A 25,089-nucleotide genomic window follows, 5' to 3' on the forward strand; every position below is an offset into this window, starting at 1 on the left:
CGGCAGTGGTGAACTCCCTTCATTGAGCCGCTGCGGCGGAAGATTCGGATCGACATGTCGAGCAGCAACAAGCGCTTTCTGGTGCTGGCCCTGGCCCTGGCCGGCCTTCTCGGGCTCGGCTATCTTGCCTACACGGGCTTTCGCGGCACGGCCGGCCCGACGTTGCCGGCGGTGCCTGGCGGCAGTGCGGCGAAGTCGGGCACCGCGCCGCCGGCCCAGGCGCTTCCCGTCGAGACGGCGCGCGTGTTGGCGGCTGCGCTCGCGCTCGACGCCAGCGCGGTCGGTTCGCTGCGCTCGAACGAGTCGGTGGTGATGCGCCCGGAGACCGCGGGCCGCATCGCGTCGATCAACTTCCAGGACGGCGCGGCGGTCGGCAAGGGTTCGCTGTTGCTGGTGCTCGACGCCGCGACGCAGGCCGCGGAACTCGATCAGGCCCGCGCCAACCTCGGCCTCGCGCGCAGCAATTACCAGCGCACGGCCGATCTCTTCGAGAAGAAATTCATCAGCCAGCAGGCGCTCGACAACGCCCAGGCGGCGTTGAAGGTCCAGGAAGCGGCGCTGGCGCTGGCGCAGGCCAGGTTCGACAAGATGCGTCTGCTGGCGCCATTCTCGGGCATCGTCGGCATTCGCAACATCAGTGTCGGCGACTACGTCAAGGAAGGGCAGGAGCTGATCAACATCGAGGATATCAGCACGCTGAAGATCGATTTTCGCCTGCCCGAATCGTACCTCGCGCAACTCAAGCCCGGGCAGCGCCTGGAGGTGTCGAGCGACGCGCTGCCCGGCGAGGTGTTCACGGCGGTGCTCGACGCGATCAATCCCCTGGTCGAGGCGGGCGGGCGGGCCATTTCGCTGCGCGCGCATCTGCCGAACCGCGAAGCGCGGCTGCGCCCCGGCATGTTCGTACGTGTACGTTTGATCTTCGAGCAGCGCAACCAGGTGCTGCTGATCCCGGAACAGGCGGTGGTGCCGGACAGCAAGGCGCCTTATGTTTACCGCGTGATCGATGGCCGGGCGAAACGCACGCCGATCCGCACCGGGCTGCGCCGCGATGCGCAGGTCGAGGTGGTCGAGGGTCTGAGCGCCGGCGACGAGGTGGTCACCGCCGGGCAGATGAAGCTGCGCGATGAGACGGCGGTGCGCGTCGTCGGCGATGGCGCCGCCGGCACGCCGCCGCCGGCGGCCACGGCCGCGACGGCGGGGCCGGGCAAATGAAAATCTCCGATCTGTGCATTCGTCGCCCGGTGTTTGCGACGGTGCTCTCGCTGTCGATCATGCTGGTCGGGCTGGTCTCGTACACCCGTCTGCCGGTGCGCGAGTACCCGAAGATCGACGAACCGGTGGTCACCGTCGATACCACCTATCGCGGGGCCTCCGCCGAAATCGTCGAGTCGCAGATCAGCAAGCCGCTGGAGGATTCGCTGGCCGGCATCGAAGGCGTCGACGTCATCACCTCGATCTCGCGCCAGGAGAACAGCCAGATCTCGGTGCGCTTCAAGCTCGAGCGCAACCCCGACTCGGCGGCTTCGGATGTGCGCGACCGCGTCTCGCGGGTCCGCAACAAGTTGCCGACGGACATCGACGAACCGGTGATCGCCAAGGTCGAGGCCGACGCCAATCCGATCATCTGGATCGCGTTTTCCTCCGACCAGCATTCGGCGCTTGCGGTCACCGACATCGCCAATCGCATCGTCAAGCCGCGCCTGCAGACGCTGCCCGGCGCCGCCGACGTGCGCGTCTTCGGCGAGCGCAAGTTTGCGATGCGCATCTGGCTAGATCGTGACCGTCTGGCGGCCTTCTCCCTGACGCCGCAGGATGTCGAGGAGGCCCTGCGGCGGCAGAACGTCGAGGTGCCGGCCGGCCGCATCGAGAGTCGCAGCCGCGAATTCTCGGTGGTCGCGCGCACCGATCTTTCCGAGCCGGCGCAGTTCGCCGAGATCATCGTCAAGCAGGCGGCCGATGCCAAGGGTAGCTACCCGGTGCGCATCGCCGACCTCGGGCGGGTCGAAATCGGCGCCGCCTCGGAGCGTAGCAGCGTGCGCTTCAACGGCCGGCCGGCGGTGGCGCTCGGGGTGATCAAGCAGGCGACGGCCAATCCGCTCGAACTTTCGCGCGCGCTGCGCGCCGAACTGCCGAAAGTAATCAGCGAACTGCCGCCGGGAATGACCGCCAGCGTCGCCTACGATTCGTCGGTGTTCATCGACCGTTCGATCGACGCGGTGTTCAAGACCATCGGCGAGGCGATGCTGCTGGTGCTGCTGATCATCTTCATTTTCCTGCGCAATTTCCGGGCGACGCTGATTCCGCTGGTGACCATCCCGGTGTCGCTGATCGGTGCCTTCGCGCTGATGCTGGTGCTCGGGTTCACGATCAATACCCTGACCCTGCTGGCGCTGGTGCTGGCCATCGGACTCGTCGTCGATGACGCCATCGTCGTCCTCGAGAACATCTACCGCCACATCGAGGAGGGCATGCCGCGCCGGCAGGCGGCGTTCCAGGGCGCGCAGGAGATCGGCTTCGCGGTGGTGGCGATGACCATCACCCTGGCCGCGGTGTATGCGCCAGTGGCCTTCATGACCGGGCGCACCGGCAAGCTGTTTGTCGAGTTCGCGCTGACTCTCGCCGGGGCGGTGCTGGTCTCGGGTTTCGTCGCCCTGACGCTGTCACCGATGATGTGCTCGCTGCTGCTGAAGCACGAGACGCGGCACGGCCAGGCCTACGTCCGGGTGGAGAACTTCCTGAACTGGGTGACCGCGGGTTATCGCCGCGTGCTCACCGCCGCGCTGGCACGGCGCTGGCTGGTGATGCTGGCCTTTGCGCTGGTCGCGGGGGCGAACGTGCTGCTGCTCGGCGCACTGAAGTCCGAACTGGCGCCGATCGAAGACCGTGGCGTGATTCTCGGGGTGTTCCTCGGGCCCGAGGGGGCGACGCTCGACTACACCGAAAAGTACGCCACGCAGCTCCAGAACATCTATGCCCAGACCGCCGACGTCGAGCGCTACTTCGTCGTCGCCGGCAACCCGACTGTCAGCCAGGGCATCTCTTTCGTCGGACTGACGGACTGGAGCCAGCGGACACGCAACTCGGCGGCGGTGGTCAAGGAGCTTTTCCCGAAATTCAGCGGCATCCCGGGCGTGCTCGCCTTTCCGGTGCTGCCGCCGTCGCTCGGGCAGAGTCCGCGCGAGCGGCCGGTCAATTTCGTGATCGTCACCTCGGCGTCCTATACCGAGCTCGAACAGATGACCCGCAAGATCCTCGACGAGGTGGCGAAGAATCCCGGTTTCACCAACGTCGATACCGACCTCAAGCTGAACAAGCCCGAACTGTCGGTGATCGTCAATCGCGACAAGGCGATGGACACCGGCGTGCAGATCGAAACCGTCGGGCGGACGCTGGAAACCATGCTCGGCGGCCGCCAGGTGACCCGCTTCAAGCGCGAGGGCGAGCAATACGACGTGATCGTCCAGGTCGCGGACATCGACCGGGCCACGCCGTCGGACATTCGCGACATCTTTGTCCGCGCCAAGGACGGCAGCATGATCCCGCTGGCGAATCTGCTGCGGGTGAACGAGACGGTCAGTCCGCGCGAACTCAACCACTTCGGACAGCGGCGGGCGGTGACCCTCACCGCCAACCTGACGCCGGGCTACGCCATGGGCGAAGCCCTGACGTTCCTCGAACAGACCGCCGGGCGCGTGCTGCCGCCCGGCTATGCGATCGACTATGCCGGCCAGTCGCGCGAGTTCAAGCTCTCGTCGTCGTCGCTGGCGCTGACCTTCATCCTGGCGCTGGCCTTCATCTACCTGGTGCTTGCCGCCCAGTTCGAGAGCTTCCGCGATCCGTTCATCATCATGCTGACCGTGCCGCTGTCGATGACCGGCGCGCTGCTGGCGCTGCTGCTCAGCGGCGGCACGCTCAACGTCTACAGCCAGATCGGGCTGGTGACGCTGGTCGGGCTGATCACCAAGCATGGCATCCTGATCGTCGAGTTCGCCAACCAGTTGCAGGAGCGGGGGAGCGCGATCAGGCAGGCGGTGATCGAGGCTTCGGTCCTGCGGCTGCGGCCGATCCTGATGACCACCGGGGCGATGGTGCTGGGGACGATCCCCCTGGCCCTGGCCCGCGGCGCCGGCGCCGAGAGCCGGCAACAGATTGGCTGGGTGATCGTCGGCGGCCTGCTGCTGGGGACCTTGTTCACGCTGTTCGTCGTGCCGACGGTGTATACCTTGCTGGCGAGGCGGAAGGAGGCGGTGGCAGGAGGAGGCGAAGTGCTCATCGACGCCGGATGAAAGGGGTGGAGCCATTGCCGGCAGACGAATAGCAGGACTATCATCTCTTCGCCCATGACTTCGGGAAGGCGCCATGTCCACCATGCTTGAAGAAGCTCGCGAATCCGCGGCCGTTCAGTATCATCGTTGGTCGGTGGAGGAATATCACCTTATGGCACGCTCCGGTGTGCTCGACGAGACCGACCGTATCGAATTGATCGATGGGGAGTTGATCGACATGGCGCCGATAGGCTGCAAGCATGCGTTTCTGGTCGATCGCCTGGCGGAATTGCTGGGCGGCGGGCCACGCGCGAGCTACATGGTGCGCGTCCAGAATCCGATCCAGCTTGGCGACAACAGCGAACCGCTGCCGGATATCTCCCTGGTCACGCGGAACAACTACCTCGACAGGCTTCCCGGCCCGCCCGACATCCTGTTGATCGTCGAGGTGTCCGACAGCACGCTCAAATACGACCGCGAGGTGAAACTTCGCTGCTATGCCCGCCACGGCATCCCGGAAGTCTGGCTACTGGATGCCAATACCGGCGAAATGACGGTGCATAGGGAACCGGCCGGCAACAATTATGGCCTGATCCGCACGCCGGCCGCCGTCGACGCGATCGCGCCGCTGTTGGTGCCGGGTGTATTCGTTACGCCAACCGAGCTGTTGGCGTAATGCGTCGCGTGGTGCCGGCTGGCGCATTGACAGGGCAGTCATCGACGCCAGGGTTGAACTGGATGGATTCGCGGAAGCCGGCGATGCTGGGCTTCCGGTTGACCGCGGGGTGGGTCGTCACGGGGATAGCGCTGCTTCCGCAGCCATTCGTGCGTGAATGGCTGCGGTATCGAAAAGTGGAACCCGTGAGTCCTGCTGATCGACCAGCAGCGAAATCTCAGTGCATCCGAGAATGATGGCCTGTGCCCCTTGGGAGGCAAGCCTTTCAATGACTCCTCGATACGCGCTGCGAGACTCCGGCCTGACGATCCCCAGGCACAACTCTTCGTAAATGATGCGGTGGACAACTGCGCGATCTTCCGCACCAGGAACGATGACCCGAAGGCCGTGCTGCTCGCTCAATCGGTCGCGGTAGAAGGCTTGTTCCATGGTGAACCGCGTGCCAAGCAGGCCAACGGATGAATGGCCCGCGCGTTTGATTGCGGTGGCGGTTGGATCGGCAATGTGAAACAGCGGGATGGCCACGGCAGCCTCAATGCTGGACGCCACCTTGTGCATGGTATTGGTGCACAAAACCAGGAAGGCGGCTCCTGCCGCCTCGAGTGAACGCGCCGCATCGGCCAGAATTATTCCGGCGGCTTCCCAGTTACCGGCCTGCTGCAGGCGCTCAATTTCTTGAAAGTCTACGCTGTAGAGAACGATCCTCGCCGAATGGAGTCCGCCCAATCGTTCCTTGATCGTCTCGTTGATTATGCGGTAGTAGGGGATGGTTGATTCCCAGCTCATGCCACCAATAAGGCCAATGGTCTTCAAGAATGCTCCTTTGTGAGTTCCGGGGACGCCCGACGGTTTAATCCGAGGCGCGAGCGCCATGTTGGTGCGAGTCGGCTCCTGCGAAGGGTTGGCGTCACAGCCAGCGCCGGACACGGGCGGTGTACTGGACGTACTGCTCCCCGAACAAGCGACGAAGAACGCGCTCCTCCGGCAGGATCTGGTAGCGCGTGATGCACAGGACATAGATGGGCGGGCCCAGGAAGGGCAGCCACGCCGAGAGATGTACGGCCCAGGCCAACAAGATGAAGCACAGGCCCACGTACATGGGATTCCGGGTGATTCGGTAGACCCCGCCGGTGACCAGCGCCGACGCCCGATCGGGCGTGAGCGGGTTAATGGTGGTTCGCGAAGCGCGAAAGGCCAGCAGACCCGCAATATCGAACGCCAGGGCTACGGCGATCAGGACTGCTGCGGCGACATGCCGAGTGCTTGCAGCAAGCGCCAGCGCTGGGCCAAAAGGCGCAACGAGCCACATCGCCACGCCCACGAGTGCGCCAACGACCGGAGGCGGAATCTTGTGTTCAAGCCACTGCATGGGTGTCGGTGATGCCTGTAGACAAATTCAGCGGTGAACGAAGCGAATCCGCTGCAATGCAGTGTGAGGCAAACTTGCCGGATTGGCGGGGGCAGCTATAACCTGCACGCCGGCCGCCTTCAGTCTGGCCTCGCCAGGTTGTGGTTGACTTCATCCAGCGTCCACCTTGGGAATGAGCACCGGGAAAACCGGGAACGAAACCGACGAAGGCTGAAAACAGGGGACAGCCCCTCATGGCGCTACGCTTAAGCATTCAGGCTGCTCGCTGGGCGATGAGTTTTTCGCGAGCGAGATGCCTTGGCTCAGTCAATAATGCGCAAATCATTGCCGTGCCTATGTCTCTCTCACGCAGAAAAGCCCCCAACCATGGCCATCCAGATCGACAAAGCTATGTGAATACATGAAACCAAGATCTTCCGGCTTGTCGTAGGTCGAGCCTCCAGATGCAATTGCTTTGGCGACGAGGCCATCGACTTCTTCACGGTTTTCACAACAGAGCGAGACAAGAACCTCAACGGCTGTCTTTGTGTCGCAAATGGATTTCGGCGTGAAATTTCGGAATCCGTCGTGCGTACTCAGCATGACAAAAATTGCATCGCTCATGACGATGCATGCGCCAGCGTCACTGGACATCTGTGGGTTCTTCGAAAATCCAAGTGCCGCGAAGAAGGCAACTGATTTCTGAAGGTCGGCAACCTGGAGATTGATGAATACTTGCTTGATCATGATATTTTCCTTCTTGATATCAGCGATCTTGGTGCGCCGGGCGGCTTAACGTCAAGCTTGAACGGATCGGCCGAAAGCGGCGATGCTTTTTCAGGCCGCTTGCGGCCGGTCCGCTCTAAGCGCCGGTCAGGCCCGATGATCGTGAGTTCAACCATTTCTTCAACGAGGTCTGGCTCTCTCCAGAGGCTCTTCCCGCCAACAGACCTTCCACACTAATGTCTTCGTCAAGAGCCTCCCAATGGATGCCTCGACCCATTCCAATTAACTGCCAGCTCTTTCGTTCATCAGCCGTGGCATGCAGCAGGCGCGGGTACCATGCGAGCGGAACAGAGATCGTCCGCCCGTCAGCAAGATCGACGTGCAAAGAATCCTGAGTGACCCTCACGGCTTGGGCGAGGGGAATCTCGATTTCAATCGCGGAAATACTCATTCCAAGCCTCCATCAATTCAGACTGATGCTTCTCGACGAGCTTCTCAATTCGGCTGATTTCGACTCGTGAGAAGCCTCCACTGCTTTGAATACGAACCGGGTCGAGCCAGAACCTGGCGATGCTGTCTTCACGCTCCACGTGGATATGCTCGGGCTCACCTCGATCACTGGCGTAGAAGAAAAACCGATACGCTCCGACACGCAAGACAGTGGGCATTCGGACTATCCTCGGGACGCCATGTGCCTAACGACCAAGACCAACCTCGCGCGCAGCGCGTCGGCTGTATGCTTCCGCTAGTGGAATCAGAATCAACAAAGACTCTCCTTGCGTCACTCATCCGCTTGCGCAGTTCGGTCATCTCGTTCTCCTCATCCAGATCGGGAACATTCCCAATGATGAAGATCGATTTGATGACGTTCAGTGTGAAAAACTGCGCCTTCTCAGGACGATCATTCAGAAACAGCAACGCGACGGTGGGTCTCCCCACCACCGCGTCAGCGGTTTAGTTCAACGTCAAATTCTGCGGTGAGCGAAGCGAGTCCGCTGCAATGCCGAGTTGGGCTCCGCTGGCGCGATGACAGGAGTGGGGATGATCGTCCACCCCTCGGCTGCGTGCTTGATCTGGCGGGCCTGAAGATCGGCATAAATACGGTCGAGATCGAAGTCAAAACTTTCTGCGTGCTGCTCACGTATCGCACGTACTTCGCGAATGATGCTGTCAGCCATTTTCGTCTCCCAAGAGTTCGTCAGGTGTGCAAATAAAAGGCAAGAACGAGCCCTGTTGTTGGAAGTGTTCAGCGATACGCGCCTGAATTTCAGGGTTAGCAATATGCCGGCAATTCCACGTCAGCAAATAATCCACGAAATGAACTGTGGCAATCGAAATATGCAAAGCATCTTCACTTGCCCTGGCCGGGACGATTCCCGCGGCAACTAGTCCTTTCGCCAGTTCAACGCTCCGGGCCGTAATGTCTAGCAGTGGTCTTGCCGAGAGCGCGTCGAGCCGCTTGTTCGCCGCTGAGGCATCGCCAGCGCCACATTCAGTGACAACAAGTTCCGACACCACCAAGTCGAATTCGCTACGCCGGTCCCAGAAGATGTAAGTGCTCTGCTGATGATCTGCTTCGATAACGTTCTTGCTGGGGCGTGCTGTCAGGTAGCTAATAACAGACGTTTCGACGTAGATTTTGCGTCTCAAGTATTCAGTCCTTTTGCATAAGCCGTATTCTGCCCCCTATTGCTCTCCTTAATCGAGCCTGGCCCCCTTTGTGCTTGAGCACAGGGGCGCTGCGCGGCTTCATCGCGCAGCGCCCCCTGCAACGCCGGGTTGGGCCTCTACTCGTAGTGCGACCACATGCGAAGGACACGGACAATGCGCTCTTTGGCAAAGACCTCGTAGACCAAACGGTGCTGAATGTTGATGCGTCGCGAGTAGGCGCCGGCGAGGTCACCAACGAGCTTTTCATAGGGTGGCGGATTCTGAAACGGGTCCGCAGCGAGAACCGCCAACAGATCCAGCGCCTTGTCCTTGAGGCCGGCAGCCGCCAGATTCTTGGCGTCCTTCTGTGCGTGCTTCGAATAGACGACCTGCCAACTCACCACTTAAGCCTGTTGGCACTCTTGCCAACAGGCTCGGCCATACCCTCCTTGATAGACTCGCGCATGCCACGGATCGAGAGCAAGTAGAGTGTTTCCTGAATGGCGTCCCAGTCTTCAGTGGATAGGAGAACCGCGCTCGTCCTCTTTCCCGCAATATGGATAGGCTGATGTGATTCGGCTGTCTGGTCGATAAGGCGGTATAGGTTGGCGCGGGCTTCGCTCGCGGTAAGGGCAGCCATGTTTGATCTCCTTCAGGTGAAGCCATAACGGTACGCTTTTCCGTACGTCACGTCAATGCGCCAATCAAGAGGCCAGCCCTGACGCATGACCGTGCCGAATCGGAGGCGTTTGCTGGAAACCCGCGCTTTCGCCGCTGTGGCGGTCAGATTGCGGCGTGTTGGCGGCAAGTGAGCGCTGGATGCGCGGGTGGTGTGGGGTCCGTGAAGAGGGTGTTGAGAGGTGGTAGGAGCTCCGGTACGATCGCGAGGCGAGCCTTTGCCGGCGCTGAGAGCGCCGTGCTTGGGAAGCGGTCTTGGGCAGGGCCGGACAAGGTTATTCGAGTTGCAGCAGGAACGGTTGGGCGAGGAGCACGCGCATCCGCGCAGGATCGAGCCAGGGGGCGGCGCAGGAATTCCGGATGAAGGCGATGGCGCCGCGCACGCCGAGTTCCTGATACAGGCGGCGTAACTGGCGGGTGTACGCGGAAAAGGGGCCAGGCTGTTTACGCGGAAAGGCATACGCGGAAAGGGGCCAGGCTCGATTTAGGAAAGGGGCAAGGCTCGATTTAAATTCCGAGAAAGCCGGTAACGGAGTCTGCCGGGTCGCAAGAGTAGTTCTTGCTGAAAATATGAACGTCGTAATTCGGTAGCGTAATTCGAGCCTGGCCCCTTTTGCTCTCTCAAAACGGTATCGCGATAGCAACGCGAGGCCTTGCTTTGCACGCTTGGCACGGGCCGGCTAATGGGTGACCCCTATTGCCCGCTAAGGTTACTTAAACGCGTATCTTTTTCTAGCCGTTCAGGTTTAGAATTCCAATGGGTGCAGCCAGTCATGTGCCAGCAAAGTTCCTCCGTTGAAAGTCTGGATATACATATATTTCTGTTACTACAGAATCCTGGGATCATTGTTGCTCGAAAGCACTACGCTGCCACTATCTGGCTTTGACTCTGAGTGAATCACGTAATGCATGTGTTATTTTCTTAGTCGTATTATAGCCTTTTTTATAGCCCCTATTGTTTTAACGAGGGTGAGGGTTTCCCAATGAATTTCCTACGTGATGTGCATCACTTTATAGCATTGATATCTATTATTCTTTTCAATACAAGAACATTAAATATTTTTGCTAAAATTAGGGCAAAAATTTGTTATTTGATATTTGTACTGCTTTTTGGTGTGTCTTCTGTATCAAACGCAGTTCTAATCAACAACGGTGCGTATGCGACGGATACGAATACCGGACTGGATTGGCTGCACAACACTCCGCTTGCGGGGCAGTCCTACAATTCGGTTTTGTCGGGCTTTGGTGGCTACGTACAAGATGGCTGGAGGTACGCAAACGGCGAGGAGATTAATCAGCTTATCACGGACTATGTTGGGCCTCTGGCGATATTGAATTATCAAAATGGCTATACAACGTTTAATTACGGAACGCAGGCTTACAACGCGGCATATAATATTATTGAATTGCTTGGAATCAACGTCTCGTTCGGTGCTCCACCAGATCCGCGCTCCACAAGGAGCCTTTGGGATACCTCCGTCACTGGTATTGTGACGCAAGGATGGTATGACGATTTAGGCGAAGATCCTTCGAAAGTCGGAATTATTGCTGTCGCCGCTTATATTATTAGCGACGGCACAATCGAGCCCACTATATACGCCATGACACAGATCATTCCAGACTTTCAAAGTCCCGATGATTTTGAGGGCTCAAATGTGAGTGCCATTCTTGTACGCGATAACGTTGCCTCAGTGCCGGAACCTGGCACGCTTTGTTTGCTATTTGCTGCGCTTGGCTTGGGGGTTTTGGGACGTTGTTTCGTAAGCGCTCTCGAGTAAGTGCTTTGATCTTTAGGGGCTCCTAATCGGAAAGGGGCCAGGCTCGATTTAAATTCCGAGAAAGCCGGTAACGGAGTCTGCCGGGTCGCAAGAGCAGTTCTTGCTGAAAATATGAACGTCGAAATTCGGTAAGCGCCTAGCAAAAAGTCATTCGATAATGAGAGCCGAAACCGTCCAGAATTTTGTCGACGTCAGCCTCAAGCCCGGCAGAGTTCCGTGCTTTGAAGGCCATCCACTCGTACTTCATTTTGTGCCAGAGCTTCTCGACGCGGTTCAGTTCCGGACTGTAGGGTGGCAGGAAGTAAAGCGTGAGGCCCTTCTCTTTCAGCAGGGCCAACAGGGGCTGGATTTCCTTCGCCTTGTGGATGGAAGCATTGTCCAGAATCACCGTCAGGGGTCTGCCGACGCTTTCCAGGAGGAGACCGAGGAAGCCGCCAAAAAGAGCTGCGGTCGTTGTCTCCCAGAACTTGGCCGTGAACAATTCACCCGTCGAGATCAACGCGGCCATCACATTCAGACGCTTTCCCCGCGCGGCCGTGATGCGGTGCACCTCTCCTGTCTCGGTCCAGGCGCTCCGATTGGGCTGGGTCTGCACAAAGCCGGCTTCATCCATATACGATAACGTGAGTTCGCCAAGCTTTGTTTTTTCAAGCAATTCATCTATTTCTACCTGGGCTGCTCGAAATTTCGCCTCATCCCGTTTTTTTTAGACTGTGCCGGGTCCTTTTCCAGACATAGTTCTTCTCTTTCAAGGCCGCCTGAACCACTCCCACCGAAACCTGTACGCCATGTTCCTCTGACAGGCGGTCCCTCAACTGGGGGGCCGTACAGGCATCAGCCGTCGCCCAGGCGCAGAGTACCTGCTGATACGTTTCCGATAGTTTGCGAGGGGCACCACTGCGCGGCAGGTCGCGCAGCCCGATGAACCCCCTGGCCAGCCAGGCATCCCTGTGGTTGGCTACGGTTTCCTTGTGGAGCTTCTGCTGTTTCGCCACTCCGTCAAGGGACCCTCCTTCAGCCAGGAGAAGTACGGTCCGGGCTCGCCGGCGTTCGCGCCAGTCACTGCCTCGCTCCTCTACCTGCGTCAGTTGCTGGCGCTCTTGTGCTGTGAGGGTCAACGTTTTGGCTCTGCGGGACATGGCGAGGCATTCGGGAGGTTGGAGCGGACAGTATGCAGGCATACTGGCTTAACTCGAAATATTTATCAGGAAGCGCTTAGCGTAATTCGAGCCTGGCCCCTTTTGCTCCGCTACTCTACCCTATTACTCCTACTTTTGCGCAGTCCCGCTTGAGCGTAGGGTTGGACGAAGCCGCTGCGCGGAGGATCCGGTGGCGATGCGCTCGCATCAGAATATGACCTCACCCCTCGAACGAGGGACTCTCCCCTGACGAAACTGGAGGTCATGTTACGATGAGCACATCACCGGAAGCAACGTTTGATCGCAACTACGCACGGCATCTGCAACACCTGACCCTCAAGGGGCTGCAACCGAAGACCATCGAGGCGTACTCGCGCGCCATCCGGCGGATCGGCGAGCGGTTTGATCATCAGATTGACGCACTGTCCGAGCAGCAATTGCTGGACTACTTCACCGAACTGGTGGCGTCGCACTCGTGGAGTTCCGTCAAGCTCGATCTGTATGGCTTGAAGTTTTACTACGAGCACGTCTTGCGCCGGCCCTGGGCGATGCCCGGCCTGATCAAGCCGCCCAGAAGTCAGCGCTTACCCGACATCGCCACGGTCGATGAAACCCAGCGGATCATCACCCGCACGCGGGTGCTCAGTTACCGCGTGTTCTTTTTCACGCTCTATAGCCTCGGGCTGCCGCCTGGGGGAAGGGCTGCGGCTGCAGGTCGGCGACATCGATGGCGCACGCGGGCGCGTGCATATCCGTGACGCCAAGGGCAACCAGGATCGTCTGGTGCCGCTGCCGCAAGCGACCCATCAACTCCTGCGCCGCTTCTGGCAGGTGCATCGTAACCCGGTCCTGCTCTTTCCCAGTCGCCACGACGGCCTGAAAGGCGCGGCGACCGCCACGACGCCGATGGACCCCGGTGGCGTACAGACCACCTTGCACCGGGTAGTCGAGGCCTGCGGGCTAAAAAAAAGATCACCCCCCACAGCCTTCGCCATTCGTACGCGACCCACCTGATCGAGGCTGGCGTCGATCTGATCGAGGTGCAGAAATTCCTCGGCCATCACTCGATTCTGACCACCGCTCGCTACACCCATCTGACCGACCAGACCAAGCATCACGCCATCGCACGGATCAACGGCCTGATGGATGGCTTCTCCATCACCTGGGGGCAGGTCAAATGATCCGCCTGGCTACCGTCATTGACACCTTCGAGGCGGACTTCCTGGCGCAATACCGGGATCAACTCACGCCTGATCACTACCGCGCACTCGCGGCCATGAAACATTGCCGCACGCAGGCCAGCCCCATGATGCAGGTCAAATGCACGGCATGTGAGCATCAGAAACTGGTGCCACATTCCTGCGGCCACCGCCACTGCCCGCACTGCCAGCATCATGAGAGTCAGCAATGGCTGGAACGTCAGTTGAAGAAGCAGGTGCCCGCCGAGTACTTTCTGCTGACCTTCACCCTGCCCGCCGAATTCCGGACGCTGGCCTGGGCGCACCAGAACGTCGTCTATGATCTGCTCATGAGTTGTAGCTGGGAGACGGTGCGTACCTTCAGCCAGAACGACAAACCGCTTCAGGGGACGCCGGGTGCCACTGCGGTGCTGCACACGAACACGCGCCGGCTGGATTATCACCCGCATGTCCATCTCGTCATGCCTGCGGCAGTGGTCGACGGTAAGCAAAAGCAATGGCGAACCAAGCCGCGAGGCAAGGCCAAAGGGGGCTATCTGTTCAACCACAAGGCTCTGGCCAAGGTCTTTCGGGCGAAGATCCTGGCGGCGATCGAAACGGCCGGGCTGACGCTTCCTGCTCGCTATCCCCAGGAGTGGGTGGTGGATTGCAAGTCGGTGGGCAGCGGCGAGTCGGCCCTCATCTATCTGGGGCGCTATCTTTATCGGGGTGTCATTCAGGAGAACGATATCGTCGCCTGCGCCAACGGGCAGGTGAGCTTCCGCTATCGCAACGCCAAGACGACGAGGAGGGAGCGGCGGACCGTGTCCGGCGCTCAGTTCCTGTGGCTGGTCCTGCAGCATGTCTTGCCGAAGGGCTTCCGGCGGGCGCGCAACTTCGGCTTTTTGCATCCCAACTGCAAGCACGTGATCGCCTTGCTGCACGTGCTGCTGAAGTGCGTTCCTGGTCAGACCTTGGCCTGGGTCAAGCAACGGGCGCCGATTCTGTGCACCTGCTGTGGAGCCGTGATGGCGATCGTGCGAACGCGCATTCCTTCGCCGTTCACGGGGCAGCTGCCCATCTCCATCGCGGCCGAAGGGAACCCCTGATCGTGTAGGAGAACCTTCCCTGGAGTGGCACGGGACTTCAGCGCCCGCAAGCTGAGATGCGGGTTCGCCTCCAGTCGGCGCCCATCCGGGGTTCTTCGCCCACCACCGCCCAGATGGGGCATCGTCTGTCCCAACGGCAGGCATTCGAACCAGGTTCAAGTTCCCGCCAGCTGGGCAGAATGTTCAGCCAGGAGACTTCCCAAAAACATATTTTCTAGGCGGCCCAGTCGGCTCCCCACGGGCTCGTCCAACAATCGGATCAGATCGTGGCTTCGCACGATCTATCCTTATTCGTTATGCCTGGGGTTTTTGAGAAGTTACTTTCCTGGCACGCAAGTAATTGATTCAGCGATAGGTTTTTCTTGGCCCGTTAAACATGGGTTAGTCACTTATGACTCAGATCTTTACATTTCCTGAGCAGATTCAGTTACGGGGTAGCGTGGGCGAGAGCCGGGACGATGGTTTGTTCAGTGATTCGACAAGCGGCGGCGATGGTCGAGCGGCCCAGACGGGTCAGGTAGTAGCGATAGCCATGAACGACTTTCTTGATGAGACCGAACTGGCGCAGGCGCCAAAGCTGGCGCGTGATGCTGGCCGGCGAGATCTGGCGCAAGAAGGGGACGAGGTCGGCACGGCGGATGCCACGGATGTTGAACTCGGGACGCTGAAGCGCCCGCAGCAGGGCCTGCTGAGTGGCATCGAAGAAATTGAAGCCCTTGAGGGTATGGCCGTTGACCGTCTTGGGGTTGACCAGCCGATGCAGGTTACGATCGCCGGCGGAAAAGTCGTCGAGTGCGGAGAGGTATTCGAGGTAGCGGCGGTTACAGCCGAGCAGGATCTCGCGCAAGTCGATCAGGCTGTAGATGGTCTTTCGGAGGGGGGCGATCTCGCGCGACTCGTGACCATCCCGATGTTCCACCTTGCGGTGGTGCTTGAAGAAGGAAACGTTGTTGGTCGTGGTTTCCAGGCGCAGCACACGGTTGAACTTGTCGTACATCTTGACCGATACCTTGCCAAAATGGTGCTTGATGCAGGTGCCCTCGATACGCGTCGTGAAGCGGCTGCCGAGTTCCTGTGCCAGTTGCGGCGTGATCTTCTTGCCCAGGAAACTGGCGACCTGCTCGGCCTTGACCGAGAAGATGGCCTGCCGGGAGAGTTCCTCGTAGAGCGACTTCAGGATGGCGTCGGAGCGGAACACCAGATCGGTAGAGTATTCGACCTGCATCAGGCTCCAGTGATAAGACTGTCCGAAGACATCCAGAATTGGGCAGCACTGCTCGGCGTAGTGGTCCAGAAGCGCATGCAGGGTGTCTGGCGAGAAGGCGTCCGCGAGTTGCTGCGCCCGTTCCCAATCGGTGATACGGATGAACGCATTGTCCGCCATCGCGTAGTCGATACCTGCCGTTGTCAGCGAGTGTGCCAACCGACTGTGGCCATTGCAGTAGAACTGCAGCCGGAATGGACTCCACGTCGGCACGCGCAGGTAGATCAGTCCGAGGGTTTCGTCCATCCAGTAGAAGTAGTAGTGCAGGCACTTGCCCGAGGTATGGCGCAGAAAGGTTTGGTGACTTTGCTTGTCGTGCCAGGGTTCGTAGGCGTCACAGGCTTCCATGGCGGAGAGCACATGCACCAATCCTGGATGATCCCCACGGTCCTTGAGCACCGCGGCAACGAGGTCTTCCTTGCGGATGTGCGCCTTGGCCACGTGCTCGATTCGCGCTCCCTGCGCGGTCGCCAGAGCCTGTGCGGCTTCACGAATGCGATCACGCAGCGGTTCGGCAAAGCGCGGGTAGTCAAAAATGCGAATGTGCCGGGCATTGAGAAAACTCGTCATCCCCGCCGCGTAGCACGCGCCCGGCAACGTGCCCGTAATCACGATCCGGTCGTAGCAGGAGAGTGTTCCGGCAAGCCGCTCGTGATAGCGATCGGTCAGCATCTGTGTCATGGTCGCCTCCGCTTTTCCGTTTGGGCTATGACAGAAATCTCAACCTGTTTGGTTCCGGCTTCGCCGGCTTAGGTCCTACAACGACGTCCTTCCCATCACCACGATCCCATTTTTGGGAATGTTGATCGTGATCGTTCCCCCTCCTGAGTTTGGGTTGTTCAAATAGTTGCCGACTCCATCCCCGCCGAAATGGGTCGAATCACTGTTGAAGATCTGACTCCAGTTGCCAGTCTCGCCGTTTGTGGAGACCGCGTAGTGGAGCATGTCTAAGCCAGTCCAATTGCCAGCCACGATGAGCACAGCGGCGTTCCACTTCCGTTTGAAGGCGAACCATCCGTCATTGGGGTAGTGGAGCCACTCAAACGTAGCGCCGTCGCGAGTAAGCGGATCGTAGGTCTGTCGAATCTCGATCAGGCTCCGAAACATGGCCTTGAATTCAGGACCGGGGGTGAGCTTTTCCAAAGTCCAATTGAGGATATGGTCCTTCCTGGCATCGTTGAAGCTGCCCTCCATGGCAAACTCATCGCCCATGAAGAACAGCGGGATCCCCGGGACGAAGAAGCTAAGAGCATACATCATCCGCGACTTCTTCTTGGACCAATAGTCGCCTCGCCAGCCAAACTGACTTACCGGGTAATACTTGTTATGGTTTGGTCCACCATCCCACCAGCACTCGTCGTGGTTGTTGGCATAAATGACCCGGCTGTGTGAATGAGAGTAGTTACCGCCGTTGATGGCATGCGCAAGGTTACCTTCGATACCCTGGGCGAACGGCTCAAGGGCCTTTTGCACCGGCTGCCGAAAGTTGAACCATCCCGAGTCAAAGCCGATGTGTTCCATCATCCAGCGGCTGTAACTCCCGGTGTACTCGTCCCAATGCTCACACATGAAAATTTTCTCCGGGTGGGTCTTTTTGAGACCGCGCACCAGCCTGCGCAGCACTTCGCTTCCACTGTTGTCTCCTGCCCCTGCGTTCTTGTTCACAATCTGGGAAGTAAAGTCGAACCTGAGCCCATCGAAGTGGAGTTCTTCGAGGTAGTACCGGCAGGCATCCTCAATGTACTTCTGCACCTCGTAACTCTTCCAGTTTGGGGCCATGCCAAAGGTACCGCCCGCCTGATTCGACGCTTCCTCGCCGCTGAAATAGATGTTCTTCGTGGTCGAGTCGAAGTTCCATAGGGGGCCTGAATCGCCGGCGCGCCCAAAGTGGTTCAACACCACGTCGGCGATGACCGAGATGCCGCGAGCGTGTGCGTGGTTGATGAATGTTTTTAGATCGTCGTACGAACTGCCGTCGCCTACTACGTTGCCGTAGGAGGACTCGATGGCGAAGAACGTCACCGAGGCGTACCCGATGTAGCTGTCCCCATTAAACTCATTGATGGGTAGGATCTCGATCGTGTTGACGCCGAGGGTCTGAATGTAGTCGAGCTTGTTGCGAAGCTGAGGAAAATTCCCCTTCCTCGCGGGGCCCCATCCGAAGTGGTAGTTGTTTCCAGCAGGATCCTTCCAGTTTTCGTCGCCGCGCCCGACGTAACCTCCTTGAAAGAGCTGGTAGATTACCATCTGGCCGCGGGACGGAGGGCGGTGCCCACTGTCAGTCCATTGAAATTGGTCCGGGTCCTTGTAGATCGAATAAGACTCGCTATGGTTCAAGGCTCGGGCATAAGGGTCGACACGGTAGCGGGTCTCGCCGTTCTCGATCAAGATCTTGAACCAATACCCGTCTCCGTCGTTGAGTGGGAAGGCCTGGCGGTGTTGGAGGGGAAGTTGCCAATATCCGTCCATCGTCGCGCCCCGATACTGAGCGGTTGTCCGTTCTAGCAGGATCGGTGGCGCGAACGACTGCTTGTCTCTCGTTACGAGTTCCACGCTTTGAGCGTTACGCGCCCATACTTTTAAGTTCTTCATCTGCTCGTCTCCTATTTCAGTCATTCTCTTCATCGAAAGGAGGGATAGGAAATGCAAAGGCTTTCTTAGGATTGTGGGTGAAGCCGGGGCCGCAGTCAATTTCCAATTCTGGGTTGGCCTACATCGCGATTCTCAGAGTGCCCCCCCATCCTCACAACTTAGCATTTTGTCATGTCCGCTTATAGGCATGGGATCGGTGTGGTTTGGGCTGGGGCTTTCGAGGTCGAGAACGGTTGGCTACGAACTTCTGAAGGTTCAAAGCGAGCTCCTCAAGCAGCGGTTTGAGGCGACGCGGGGTGGCGGCGGCTAGCAACCAGCGGCCGATCTGTCGCTTGATCTTGTCGATCGCCAGGGTTCGGTTGATCTTGTAGGCCGAATCCGGATCGATGAGCGCGTCCGTGGCGACATAGGCGGCGAGCGCATTGAGGTTGTCAAAGACCGCCTTAGGCGTTAAGCAAAAATAACTTGATCATTTGTGGTGATTGGCCTATGGCTTCAGCATGGAGCCTCTTGCAAAACTCGCTATTCAGCCGAATTTTTCCGTGCAAGCGGTTGGCAATGGGGTGGCAGGCGGCCATTTCTGGCATGATTGGAGCGTCGAAACCCTGATCACGCCTGCCATGACGAACGATAGCACAGCTTGCCGGACGATGGACCGGTGGAATGTGGTGCAGCACGAACTGATCCCGGAACTTGAGGCGCGCTGGGGCGCGATGACGCCGAAGCTGGAGCGGGTGATCCACATTCTCGAGTGGGTGCGGATCGAGGAGTTCACGGCAGTGTCGTGGTGTGGTGTCGGCCGTCCGCCGTTTGAGCGGGCGTGGCTGGCGAACGCCTTTGTCGCCAAGGCGGTGCTGGGCTTGACGACGACGGTGGGGCTGCTCGATCGCCTGGTGAATGACCGTGTCGTTGCGCCGCATCTGTGGTTTCCCGCTGTACCGGACCTTGCCTTCCGAGGCCACCTTCTCGCGCGCCTTCGACGAGTTTGCCGCAGGGAGCCTGGGCCAACGAGTCCATGAAGCCCTGATCAAGGAGCACCTGGGCGATCAACTGATCGGGCATCTCAGCCGCGATGGGACAGCCATCGAGGCCCGCGAACGCCCCGCCGGGAAAGGCAAAGGCGCAGAAGAAAGGGGCCACCACGGCACAGCCCACCCTGTTGGCGACCGAAGAGAGCCCTGCCGCGACGACGAGCACGCCGGCACCGCCGGCGCCGGCGAGAAAGCGGGGCCGCCCGCGGCGCGGCGAAGCGCGTCCGGCGGCGAAGGCCTCGCCGATCGAGCGCCAGCGCGGGCAAAGCCTTGGCGCAAATGCTCCAGGAGATTCCCACCGCGTGCGATCGCGGCACCAAGTGCAATGCGCAGGGCTACAAGAACAGTTGGACCGGCTACAAGCTGCATCTCGACACCGCCGACTGTGGTGTCCCCATCTCAGCGCTCCTTTCCAGCGCCTCGATGCACGACAGCCTCGCCGCCATTCCCCTGTCGTTGATCAGCGCCGAGCGCGTCACCAGCCTCTATGACCTCATGGACGCGGCCTATTGCAGCAGCGAGTTGCGCGCGCACAGCAAGAGCCTCGGGCACGTTCCCCTGATCGACCACAACCCGCGACGCGGTGAGAAGATCGAATTCTCTCCGGCCGAAGCGCTCCGCTACAACGAGCGGAGCGCCGCCGAGCGGAGCAACGCCCGCCTCAAGGATGAGTTCGGTGGCCGGAACATCCGGGTCAAGGGCCACACCAAGGTGATGGCCCACCTGATGTTCGGCATTCTGGCGCTGTCCGCTGACCAATTGATGCGATTACGACGATGACCCCCAGCCTCCGCTCTCTGAACGCGGTGCACTCGAGGAGTGCAGGAGGGGGTTCGCACCGGATTCAGAAAACTATGCCATCAGGTTAGCCGCTCAGCCCGACAGGCTTCGCTCGCAACAAAAATCGCTCCCGGAGAGCGAATGCTGCGGCGCAGCAACTCGCACCGGGTGAGTTTTGCAAGAGGCTCCATGGAGCAAGAGTTAGCCATAGAAGCCAAGTATCAAGCGCTGTGTGGGAGGCTGGATGAGGCCACGCTTCGCCTTTGGGCGGCGACGGAGGCGCGAAGCCTGGGGCGTGGTGGCGTCGCCTTGGTCGCCAAGGCGACTGGCCTGTCGCGCACGACGATTCATGCCGGTTTGAGTGAACTGAATGCACCGGTGTCAGCCGGGGAGCAAGGCGTGCCACTCCGAGCGCGAGCGGCAGGAGGTGGGCGAAAGAAACTGATTGACAAGGATGCCAGCTTACTGAGCGAAGTCGACGCCTTGGTAGAGCCGACAACGCGTGGTGATCCGATGTCGCCGCTGCGCTGGACTTGCAAAAGCACCTATGCGTCCCCTGTCTGGCGGCACAATGCAGTGGGCTTCCAGACCGAGATTTCAAGAGATTCGCACGTCAATTCTGCGATTGACCATGATAGTATCGTCCCGATGCTTTTGAAAATGGCGCCAAAATTCCGATCCTTGTTCCGAACTTCGGGAACGGCGCGACGAGTTTTCTTTTCAATATGATTGGTTGCTAGCTGTTTTGGGCCATACGGCTGACTGCCGGCTCAGGGATAGTCACTACGATGCCGCGTAATGACGTTTTGAGGGCGCCGTCTACAGGGAGGGGGAGATGGAACTGCGTCGTGTCGACAAGGACGTTCAGTACGTCCTGAACCATTGCACGAAGTATTTGGCTCGCTCCAACACGGATGAGCGACATAGCCCGCGGGGCATTTATGACGGTCAGCCGCGTGCTCGCATCGCGGATTGCTGGCGGTATCCCGTCATTGACAGCCATCACGGCACCGAGGCCAATGCCTATGACTGGAACGATGTCACCTTCGTTTGGCACGCGCGCGACGGGGCGCCCGGCGCAATTTCGCTCCTCACTACGGCTCATGTGCTGCACGAAGAGATACCGCTGCAACCCGTAGGCGACTCCGATTTCTGGAGCGTCACGCTGGCCATTCGCAAGGCCCAGTGCCACCGGTACCTGTTCCGTCTTGACGGCTCTATGACTTTGGATCCGATCAACCCGCAGACTGAAGTTTTGGCCTCCGGTGAGACTTGGTCCAGCTTTTTCACTTGGGCGTACCCGCAGCCCATCACCTTCGAGCGCTGGGAGTTCACAATTCTCGACCGGCTGACGCGGCACATCTTGCCTGCCAATAGCTCCGAGCAACTGAACTTCCTTTCTCGCGAAGGCCAGGAGAATCAGGTCCAGCACCTCTTCCGGCTTGATGTTTCGCTGGGTGTGGCCAACTTCATTGACAAGGTTGTGGCCAAAGAGGAACGCCATCACGCGTACACTTACCGCACCTGCCTGGAAATGCTTGATACGGTTCTACGGCGGCGCAACGGCGGCGCACCGCCGGAGTCGGTCGAGGAAGGCGAATACCGCCGCCTCTACGACGAGATGCGATTTCACTCCGCGGCGCTCTTCGTTGATGGCTGGAATAGCGAGCGCTATAAGAGTCCCTCATATTTTCTGCAAGTGTTGCGGCGCCACGCGATGAGTGGCGCCTTCTCGCATCCCAAGTACGGTGGCAATCCCTCGGGGTTGGGTTGGGACTACCTCGGCTCGCGGTTCAGGGCCGACACGGGCGCGACCGCTTTCGATTGGCGGCAGGGGATGGAAGCTCCGCTGGGCACCAGTAATGAGTACAGGGGCTGAGGACGACGATATGGCACTGCGCAATAAATTCGATGTAGTGGTCATCGGCAGCGGCGCCGGCGGTGCGCCGATCGCCTATGAACTGGCACGCGCCGGCTACTCGGTGCTAGTGATCGAGAAGGGTCCGATGCTGCGCACCCAGGACGAACTGCAAGGCGGCAACCTCAGCGATTACAAACGCGATGAATTCTTCAACGCGGGTCACGAGCGGATCATCACGGTGCCCGGTATGGCCAACACGGGCGACGCGTTCTACTCCAGTCACATCGAGCCAGATATCAACGATGAACCGCACATTTTTTCGGATCTGAAGAACTCACCGCCGCGCGCAACCATTGAAGGCTACACGGCGCAGGCCGTCGGCGGAGGCACGCAGATCTATGGGGCTGTCTCGCTCAGGTTCTCGCCCACGGATTTCAAGCTCGCCAGCTTCAACCAGGGGCGCGCCGGCTCGCTCAAGCTGGACGATGGCACTGCCCTTGACCACGTGCGTGACTGGCCATTCGATTACGAGCACTTGGCCCCTTATTACGAAAAGGCTGAGCGGTTGCTAGGTATCAACGGCACTGTTACGGGGCAGGCCAAGGCCTTCGCCAACGACGCCTATCAAACGCCATTGCCGCCCAATCCCATCAGCGAATTCGCAGCAAGCGGCATGCGATCGCTTGGCTACCAGACGTACCGCACCCCTCTGGCCGTAATTACAGAGGATCACGAGCCGAGTGGCCGGAAAGCGGGGCAGCCGAAAGTTGGATATGTGAACCGATATGGCGACCCGCTCGGTTACAAATCCAACACATGGGTCTCGCTGCTGCGGCCCACGATACGAACTGGCCACGATCTCGAGTTGCGCGCCAATTGCAGCGTGACGCACCTCGAGTCGGCCGGACGGGAGGTCAAGCGCGTGGTGTATCGCGACCCCAGCGGTCGCGTGGCCTCCGTCACTGGAAAATGCGTCGTCGTGGCCTGCTCGGCCATTGAATCCGTGCGGTTGCTCATGTTGTCTGCGGAGCAGGATCTGATGGGGTTGGGCCAGAACCTACGCTATGGGCAGCCCAGCAGTCTGCTGGGACGCTTCTTCCTCACGCACGCCTTCGGTGGCGCCGAGACCGTGGTGAAAGGGCATCGTTTCGACAAGTCGATTTCGCTGGACAGCGATTACGCCACCGACGCCTGCGCTAGACCCGACTTCCTGCAAGCAGAAGGGCTTTGGGCCGGCGGCGCGATCTACAACAACACGTCGGACCAGTGCTTGCCCGTAACGCTGGCGCGCACGGACGGCAGTGCGGACCTGGACAGCAATTGGGGCGGCTTCGCGGGTGCCACCTGGAAGTACGGCGATGCACTCTCGGGCTGGTTGAACGACGACTTTGGCACTCGTCTGTCAGTCAGTTTCATGGCTAACCAGATCCCGCGTTGGGACAACCGCATCACGCTGCACCCAACGCCCGACAAGTGGGGCCGCAAGTCGGCGCACATCATCAAGGACTGGCATCCACACGACGAGGCCGTGATGAAGGCGCTGGCACGCGTCTGCGAGGACATTCTGCTGGCCGGAATTCCCGGCGTGACGCGCGGCGAGATCGCCGAGGGCTCGGTGTACGGCAATGCCCTGCGCATCGCCAACCACATCCTTGGCGGCATGCGCTTCGGCACCGCCGAGAGCGATTCGGTGCTCGATCCTAGCTGCCGCGTCTGGGGCTTCGACAACCTCTACGTGACTGACGGTTCCTTCATGCCGACCTCTGGCGGCGCGAACCCAACGCTGACGATCCAGGCCAATTCATTTCGTGTGGCGGACCTGATCCGTCAGACGCTGCCATAGGAGAGCCGCCGTGGACAATCGCTTTAACAAATTCGCGACGGACCCGCAGAACCAGATATTCCAGGTCGTCTTCTTCCCCGACCGCATCTATCACGCGCAGTACCTCAACGCGACGCGAAGCGCGCGCTATCGGTACAACGTGCGCGAAGTTCGCGGCAAGGCGGACATTAACGTGCTCAAGGGCGAGGTGTATCTGGACGGTCTCAAGCTAAGCAACTTCCTGCGCATCGAGTACAAGGGCTCGCGCCTGGTGGAAACGGTGCGCGAGAAGGGTCGCTTCCTGTCCCAGACCATCGACGCGCAGATCCGCGTGTCACTTAAGGAGGCACCTTATCACGAGGCCACCGCGACAATTGCGCTGGACTGGTGCCCATGGGTCGCTTCGTACACCGCCGAGATCTGGGAATCGCTGGAGCCGCCCGCTGGAACGCGGCACGACTACCAGGTCCTGAGCATGATGGGCCACGGCGGCAGCATCACCGTGGTCCCCGAGTTCGTGCCGGTGCTGGAGCAGATTGACGATCTGCGGTGGGTGAACCTGTCCTTCAAGGAGGCCGCCTTGCAATGGCCCAACGGACGCACCACGCCGGAGCGCGATCGCGCGGTCGACGACTACTACGAGCGCAACGTCCAGCGGCCGTTCTCTCAGGAGCCGAGTAGCGGGCTAAACACCGACAAGCAGCGCAGCTACGGCGTCGACTTCCAGCGCGGCTGGTATTTCCAGAATGTGACCGCTGACATCGCACCGGTGCGCTACCGCAACGCGATGATGAACGACAACAATCCTCAGCGTGCCGAGAACAACATCCTGGAGATGCGCTGGATCCTGCAGCAGGAGTTCGGCGGCAGCGTGGTGTTCTTCCATGAGGTCACGATTCCGCCCGGTGTCGTGGAAGGAACACATCGGCACATCGGCAGCGAGGAACTGTACTACGTGGTCGAGGGCCAGGGTTTTGCCTACCTCGGCTTCGATGACGACCCGAAGCTGGCCAATGTGGCGCCCGTCGAGAAGGACATCTACGGTTTCGGCCCGCGCCAGGTCCGCAAGGTGCCGGTGCAGCCGGGAAGCGTGATCTTCACCAAAAGCGGAGGCATCCACGGCATCGAGAACGCGGGCAATTCGCCGCTGCGCTTCGTTGCATTCCTCTACCACAGCGCCTGAGACCGG

The 25,089-nt window shown here is 59.8% G+C and carries 22 protein-coding genes and 3 pseudogenes; 12 read left to right on the forward strand and 13 right to left on the reverse strand.

Translation table 11 applies throughout. The features are described 5' to 3' along the window. Nucleotides 1–54 precede the first annotated feature (54 nt). From AC15MQ_RS02915 to AC15MQ_RS02925, 3 genes are all read left to right on the forward strand, one after another. A complete protein-coding gene (locus AC15MQ_RS02915) occupies nucleotides 55–1,215 on the forward strand; it encodes an efflux RND transporter periplasmic adaptor subunit (RefSeq protein ID WP_483079271.1) in 1,161 nt (386 codons plus the stop codon). Beyond that, complete coding sequence (locus tag AC15MQ_RS02920) at nucleotides 1,212–4,289, forward strand: efflux RND transporter permease subunit (protein WP_483079272.1); 3,078 nt, start codon at nucleotides 1,212–1,214, stop codon at nucleotides 4,287–4,289. The genes AC15MQ_RS02915 and AC15MQ_RS02920 overlap by 4 nt, the downstream gene beginning before the upstream one ends. Nucleotides 4,290–4,371: 82 nt before the next feature. After that, complete coding sequence (locus tag AC15MQ_RS02925; protein ID WP_483079667.1) at nucleotides 4,372–4,944, forward strand: Uma2 family endonuclease; 573 nt, start codon at nucleotides 4,372–4,374, stop codon at nucleotides 4,942–4,944. Between the two features lie 117 nt (nucleotides 4,945–5,061). Here AC15MQ_RS02925 and AC15MQ_RS02930 read toward each other — a convergent pair whose 3' ends face one another. From AC15MQ_RS02930 to AC15MQ_RS02970, 9 genes are all read right to left on the reverse strand, one after another. After that, nucleotides 5,062–5,757 carry an aspartate/glutamate racemase family protein gene (locus AC15MQ_RS02930; protein ID WP_483079273.1) on the reverse strand — a complete coding sequence of 232 codons (696 nt, stop codon included), beginning with the start codon at nucleotides 5,755–5,757 and terminating at the stop codon, nucleotides 5,062–5,064. A 94-nt stretch (nucleotides 5,758–5,851) separates the two neighbouring features. Next, nucleotides 5,852–6,313: a methyltransferase family protein gene (locus AC15MQ_RS02935; protein ID WP_483079274.1), complete on the reverse strand. Its 462-nt coding sequence runs from the start codon at nucleotides 6,311–6,313 to the stop codon at nucleotides 5,852–5,854. 333 nt (nucleotides 6,314–6,646) lie between these two features. Continuing rightward, entirely contained in the window at nucleotides 6,647–7,039 is a 393-nt protein-coding gene (locus AC15MQ_RS02940) for a VOC family protein (RefSeq protein WP_483079275.1), read from the reverse strand. Nucleotides 7,040–7,154: 115 nt separating this feature from the next. Then, complete coding sequence (locus AC15MQ_RS02945; protein ID WP_287665406.1) at nucleotides 7,155–7,469, reverse strand: DUF2442 domain-containing protein; 315 nt, start codon at nucleotides 7,467–7,469, stop codon at nucleotides 7,155–7,157. Continuing rightward, a complete protein-coding gene (locus tag AC15MQ_RS02950) occupies nucleotides 7,450–7,686 on the reverse strand; it encodes a DUF4160 domain-containing protein (protein WP_483079276.1) in 237 nt (78 codons plus the stop codon). The genes AC15MQ_RS02945 and AC15MQ_RS02950 overlap by 20 nt, the downstream gene beginning before the upstream one ends. Before the next feature lie 297 nt (nucleotides 7,687–7,983). Next, nucleotides 7,984–8,196 carry a hypothetical protein gene (locus tag AC15MQ_RS02955; RefSeq protein ID WP_483079277.1) on the reverse strand — a complete coding sequence of 71 codons (213 nt, stop codon included), beginning with the start codon at nucleotides 8,194–8,196 and terminating at the stop codon, nucleotides 7,984–7,986. After that, the gene (locus tag AC15MQ_RS02960) at nucleotides 8,189–8,668 is read right to left on the reverse strand and encodes a type II toxin-antitoxin system VapC family toxin (RefSeq protein WP_483079278.1); all 480 of its coding nucleotides are present in this window, start codon (nucleotides 8,666–8,668) and stop codon (nucleotides 8,189–8,191) included. The genes AC15MQ_RS02955 and AC15MQ_RS02960 overlap by 8 nt, the downstream gene beginning before the upstream one ends. A 137-nt stretch (nucleotides 8,669–8,805) precedes the next feature. After that, on the reverse strand, nucleotides 8,806–9,069 hold the full coding sequence (locus tag AC15MQ_RS02965; RefSeq protein WP_287665419.1) for a Txe/YoeB family addiction module toxin: 264 nt from the start codon (nucleotides 9,067–9,069) through the stop codon (nucleotides 8,806–8,808). Then, the gene (locus tag AC15MQ_RS02970; protein ID WP_287665422.1) at nucleotides 9,066–9,308 is read right to left on the reverse strand and encodes a type II toxin-antitoxin system Phd/YefM family antitoxin; all 243 of its coding nucleotides are present in this window, start codon (nucleotides 9,306–9,308) and stop codon (nucleotides 9,066–9,068) included. Before AC15MQ_RS02970 ends, AC15MQ_RS02965 begins: the two co-directional genes overlap by 4 nt. 1,021 nt (nucleotides 9,309–10,329) lie before the next feature. On the opposite strand from AC15MQ_RS02970, the gene AC15MQ_RS02975 reads away from it, so the two are divergent. After that, complete coding sequence (locus tag AC15MQ_RS02975; RefSeq protein WP_483079279.1) at nucleotides 10,330–11,124, forward strand: PEP-CTERM sorting domain-containing protein; 795 nt, start codon at nucleotides 10,330–10,332, stop codon at nucleotides 11,122–11,124. A gap of 136 nt (nucleotides 11,125–11,260) precedes the next feature. Here the strand turns inward: AC15MQ_RS02975 and AC15MQ_RS02980 are convergent, their stop codons facing one another. Both AC15MQ_RS02980 and AC15MQ_RS02985 read right to left on the reverse strand, forming a co-directional pair. Beyond that, a complete protein-coding gene (locus tag AC15MQ_RS02980; protein ID WP_483079185.1) occupies nucleotides 11,261–11,779 on the reverse strand; it encodes an IS630 family transposase in 519 nt (172 codons plus the stop codon). Between the two features lie 37 nt (nucleotides 11,780–11,816). After that, nucleotides 11,817–12,263 carry a helix-turn-helix domain-containing protein gene (locus AC15MQ_RS02985; RefSeq protein ID WP_483079186.1) on the reverse strand — a complete coding sequence of 149 codons (447 nt, stop codon included), beginning with the start codon at nucleotides 12,261–12,263 and terminating at the stop codon, nucleotides 11,817–11,819. Nucleotides 12,264–12,535: 272 nt separating this feature from the next. Between AC15MQ_RS02985 and AC15MQ_RS02990 the strand changes: the two genes are divergently transcribed. From AC15MQ_RS02990 to AC15MQ_RS03000, 3 genes and pseudogenes are all read left to right on the forward strand, one after another. Continuing rightward, a complete protein-coding gene (locus tag AC15MQ_RS02990) occupies nucleotides 12,536–13,021 on the forward strand; it encodes a site-specific integrase (protein WP_483079020.1) in 486 nt (161 codons plus the stop codon). Beyond that, nucleotides 12,987–13,444 (forward strand): annotated as a pseudogene (locus AC15MQ_RS02995) (tyrosine-type recombinase/integrase). The gene AC15MQ_RS02990 and the pseudogene AC15MQ_RS02995 overlap by 35 nt, the downstream one beginning before the upstream one ends. Next, nucleotides 13,441–14,550: an IS91 family transposase gene (locus tag AC15MQ_RS03000; protein WP_287665915.1), complete on the forward strand. Its 1,110-nt coding sequence runs from the start codon at nucleotides 13,441–13,443 to the stop codon at nucleotides 14,548–14,550. The pseudogene AC15MQ_RS02995 and the gene AC15MQ_RS03000 overlap by 4 nt, the downstream one beginning before the upstream one ends. A gap of 427 nt (nucleotides 14,551–14,977) precedes the next feature. Here the strand turns inward: AC15MQ_RS03000 and AC15MQ_RS03005 are convergent, their stop codons facing one another. Beyond that, nucleotides 14,978–16,495 carry a MarR family transcriptional regulator gene (locus tag AC15MQ_RS03005; protein ID WP_332335740.1) on the reverse strand — a complete coding sequence of 506 codons (1,518 nt, stop codon included), beginning with the start codon at nucleotides 16,493–16,495 and terminating at the stop codon, nucleotides 14,978–14,980. 75 nt (nucleotides 16,496–16,570) lie between these two features. After that, a complete protein-coding gene (locus AC15MQ_RS03010) occupies nucleotides 16,571–18,406 on the reverse strand; it encodes an alpha-amylase family glycosyl hydrolase (RefSeq protein WP_483079280.1) in 1,836 nt (611 codons plus the stop codon). A 650-nt stretch (nucleotides 18,407–19,056) separates the two neighbouring features. Between AC15MQ_RS03010 and AC15MQ_RS03015 the strand changes: the two are divergent. The 5 genes and pseudogenes from AC15MQ_RS03015 (at nucleotide 19,057) to AC15MQ_RS03035 (ending at nucleotide 25,083) form a co-directional block, all read left to right on the forward strand. Continuing rightward, a pseudogene (locus AC15MQ_RS03015) lies at nucleotides 19,057–20,217 on the forward strand (transposase). A gap of 189 nt (nucleotides 20,218–20,406) precedes the next feature. Next, nucleotides 20,407–20,766 (forward strand): annotated as a pseudogene (locus tag AC15MQ_RS03020) (ISAzo13 family transposase); the annotation flags it as partial. A gap of 286 nt (nucleotides 20,767–21,052) precedes the next feature. Beyond that, entirely contained in the window at nucleotides 21,053–22,096 is a 1,044-nt protein-coding gene (locus AC15MQ_RS03025) for a gluconate 2-dehydrogenase subunit 3 family protein (RefSeq protein WP_483079281.1), read from the forward strand. A gap of 10 nt (nucleotides 22,097–22,106) precedes the next feature. Further along, nucleotides 22,107–23,921, forward strand: coding sequence for a GMC family oxidoreductase (locus AC15MQ_RS03030; protein WP_483079282.1), 1,815 nt, complete (start codon nucleotides 22,107–22,109; stop codon nucleotides 23,919–23,921). Between the two features lie 10 nt (nucleotides 23,922–23,931). Next, on the forward strand, nucleotides 23,932–25,083 hold the full coding sequence (locus tag AC15MQ_RS03035) for a cupin domain-containing protein (RefSeq protein WP_483079283.1): 1,152 nt from the start codon (nucleotides 23,932–23,934) through the stop codon (nucleotides 25,081–25,083). Nucleotides 25,084–25,089 lie beyond the last annotated feature (6 nt).

The organism is Candidatus Accumulibacter propinquus (assembly GCF_056856495.1).

Excerpts from the sequence above, each read along its gene's own strand:
- AC15MQ_RS02915 (WP_483079271.1), top strand. The coding sequence starts at position 55 with ATGTCGAGCAGCAACAAGCGCTTTCTGGTGCTGGCCCTGGCCCTGGCC.
- AC15MQ_RS02920 (WP_483079272.1), top strand. The coding sequence starts at position 1,212 with ATGAAAATCTCCGATCTGTGCATTCGTCGCCCGGTGTTTGCGACGGTG.
- AC15MQ_RS02925 (WP_483079667.1), top strand. The coding sequence starts at position 4,372 with ATGCTTGAAGAAGCTCGCGAATCCGCGGCCGTTCAGTATCATCGTTGG.
- AC15MQ_RS02935 (WP_483079274.1), bottom strand. The coding sequence starts at position 6,313 with ATGCAGTGGCTTGAACACAAGATTCCGCCTCCGGTCGTTGGCGCACTC.
- AC15MQ_RS02940 (WP_483079275.1), bottom strand. The coding sequence starts at position 7,039 with ATGATCAAGCAAGTATTCATCAATCTCCAGGTTGCCGACCTTCAGAAA.
- AC15MQ_RS02945 (WP_287665406.1), bottom strand. The coding sequence starts at position 7,469 with ATGAGTATTTCCGCGATTGAAATCGAGATTCCCCTCGCCCAAGCCGTG.
- AC15MQ_RS02950 (WP_483079276.1), bottom strand. The coding sequence starts at position 7,686 with ATGCCCACTGTCTTGCGTGTCGGAGCGTATCGGTTTTTCTTCTACGCC.
- AC15MQ_RS02955 (WP_483079277.1), bottom strand. The coding sequence starts at position 8,196 with ATGGCTGACAGCATCATTCGCGAAGTACGTGCGATACGTGAGCAGCAC.
- AC15MQ_RS02970 (WP_287665422.1), bottom strand. The coding sequence starts at position 9,308 with ATGGCTGCCCTTACCGCGAGCGAAGCCCGCGCCAACCTATACCGCCTT.
- AC15MQ_RS02975 (WP_483079279.1), top strand. The coding sequence starts at position 10,330 with ATGAATTTCCTACGTGATGTGCATCACTTTATAGCATTGATATCTATT.
- AC15MQ_RS02985 (WP_483079186.1), bottom strand. The coding sequence starts at position 12,263 with ATGTCCCGCAGAGCCAAAACGTTGACCCTCACAGCACAAGAGCGCCAG.
- AC15MQ_RS02990 (WP_483079020.1), top strand. The coding sequence starts at position 12,536 with ATGAGCACATCACCGGAAGCAACGTTTGATCGCAACTACGCACGGCAT.
- AC15MQ_RS03000 (WP_287665915.1), top strand. The coding sequence starts at position 13,441 with ATGATCCGCCTGGCTACCGTCATTGACACCTTCGAGGCGGACTTCCTG.
- AC15MQ_RS03005 (WP_332335740.1), bottom strand. The coding sequence starts at position 16,495 with ATGACACAGATGCTGACCGATCGCTATCACGAGCGGCTTGCCGGAACA.
- AC15MQ_RS03010 (WP_483079280.1), bottom strand. The coding sequence starts at position 18,406 with ATGAAGAACTTAAAAGTATGGGCGCGTAACGCTCAAAGCGTGGAACTC.
- AC15MQ_RS03025 (WP_483079281.1), top strand. The coding sequence starts at position 21,053 with ATGGAACTGCGTCGTGTCGACAAGGACGTTCAGTACGTCCTGAACCAT.
- AC15MQ_RS03030 (WP_483079282.1), top strand. The coding sequence starts at position 22,107 with ATGGCACTGCGCAATAAATTCGATGTAGTGGTCATCGGCAGCGGCGCC.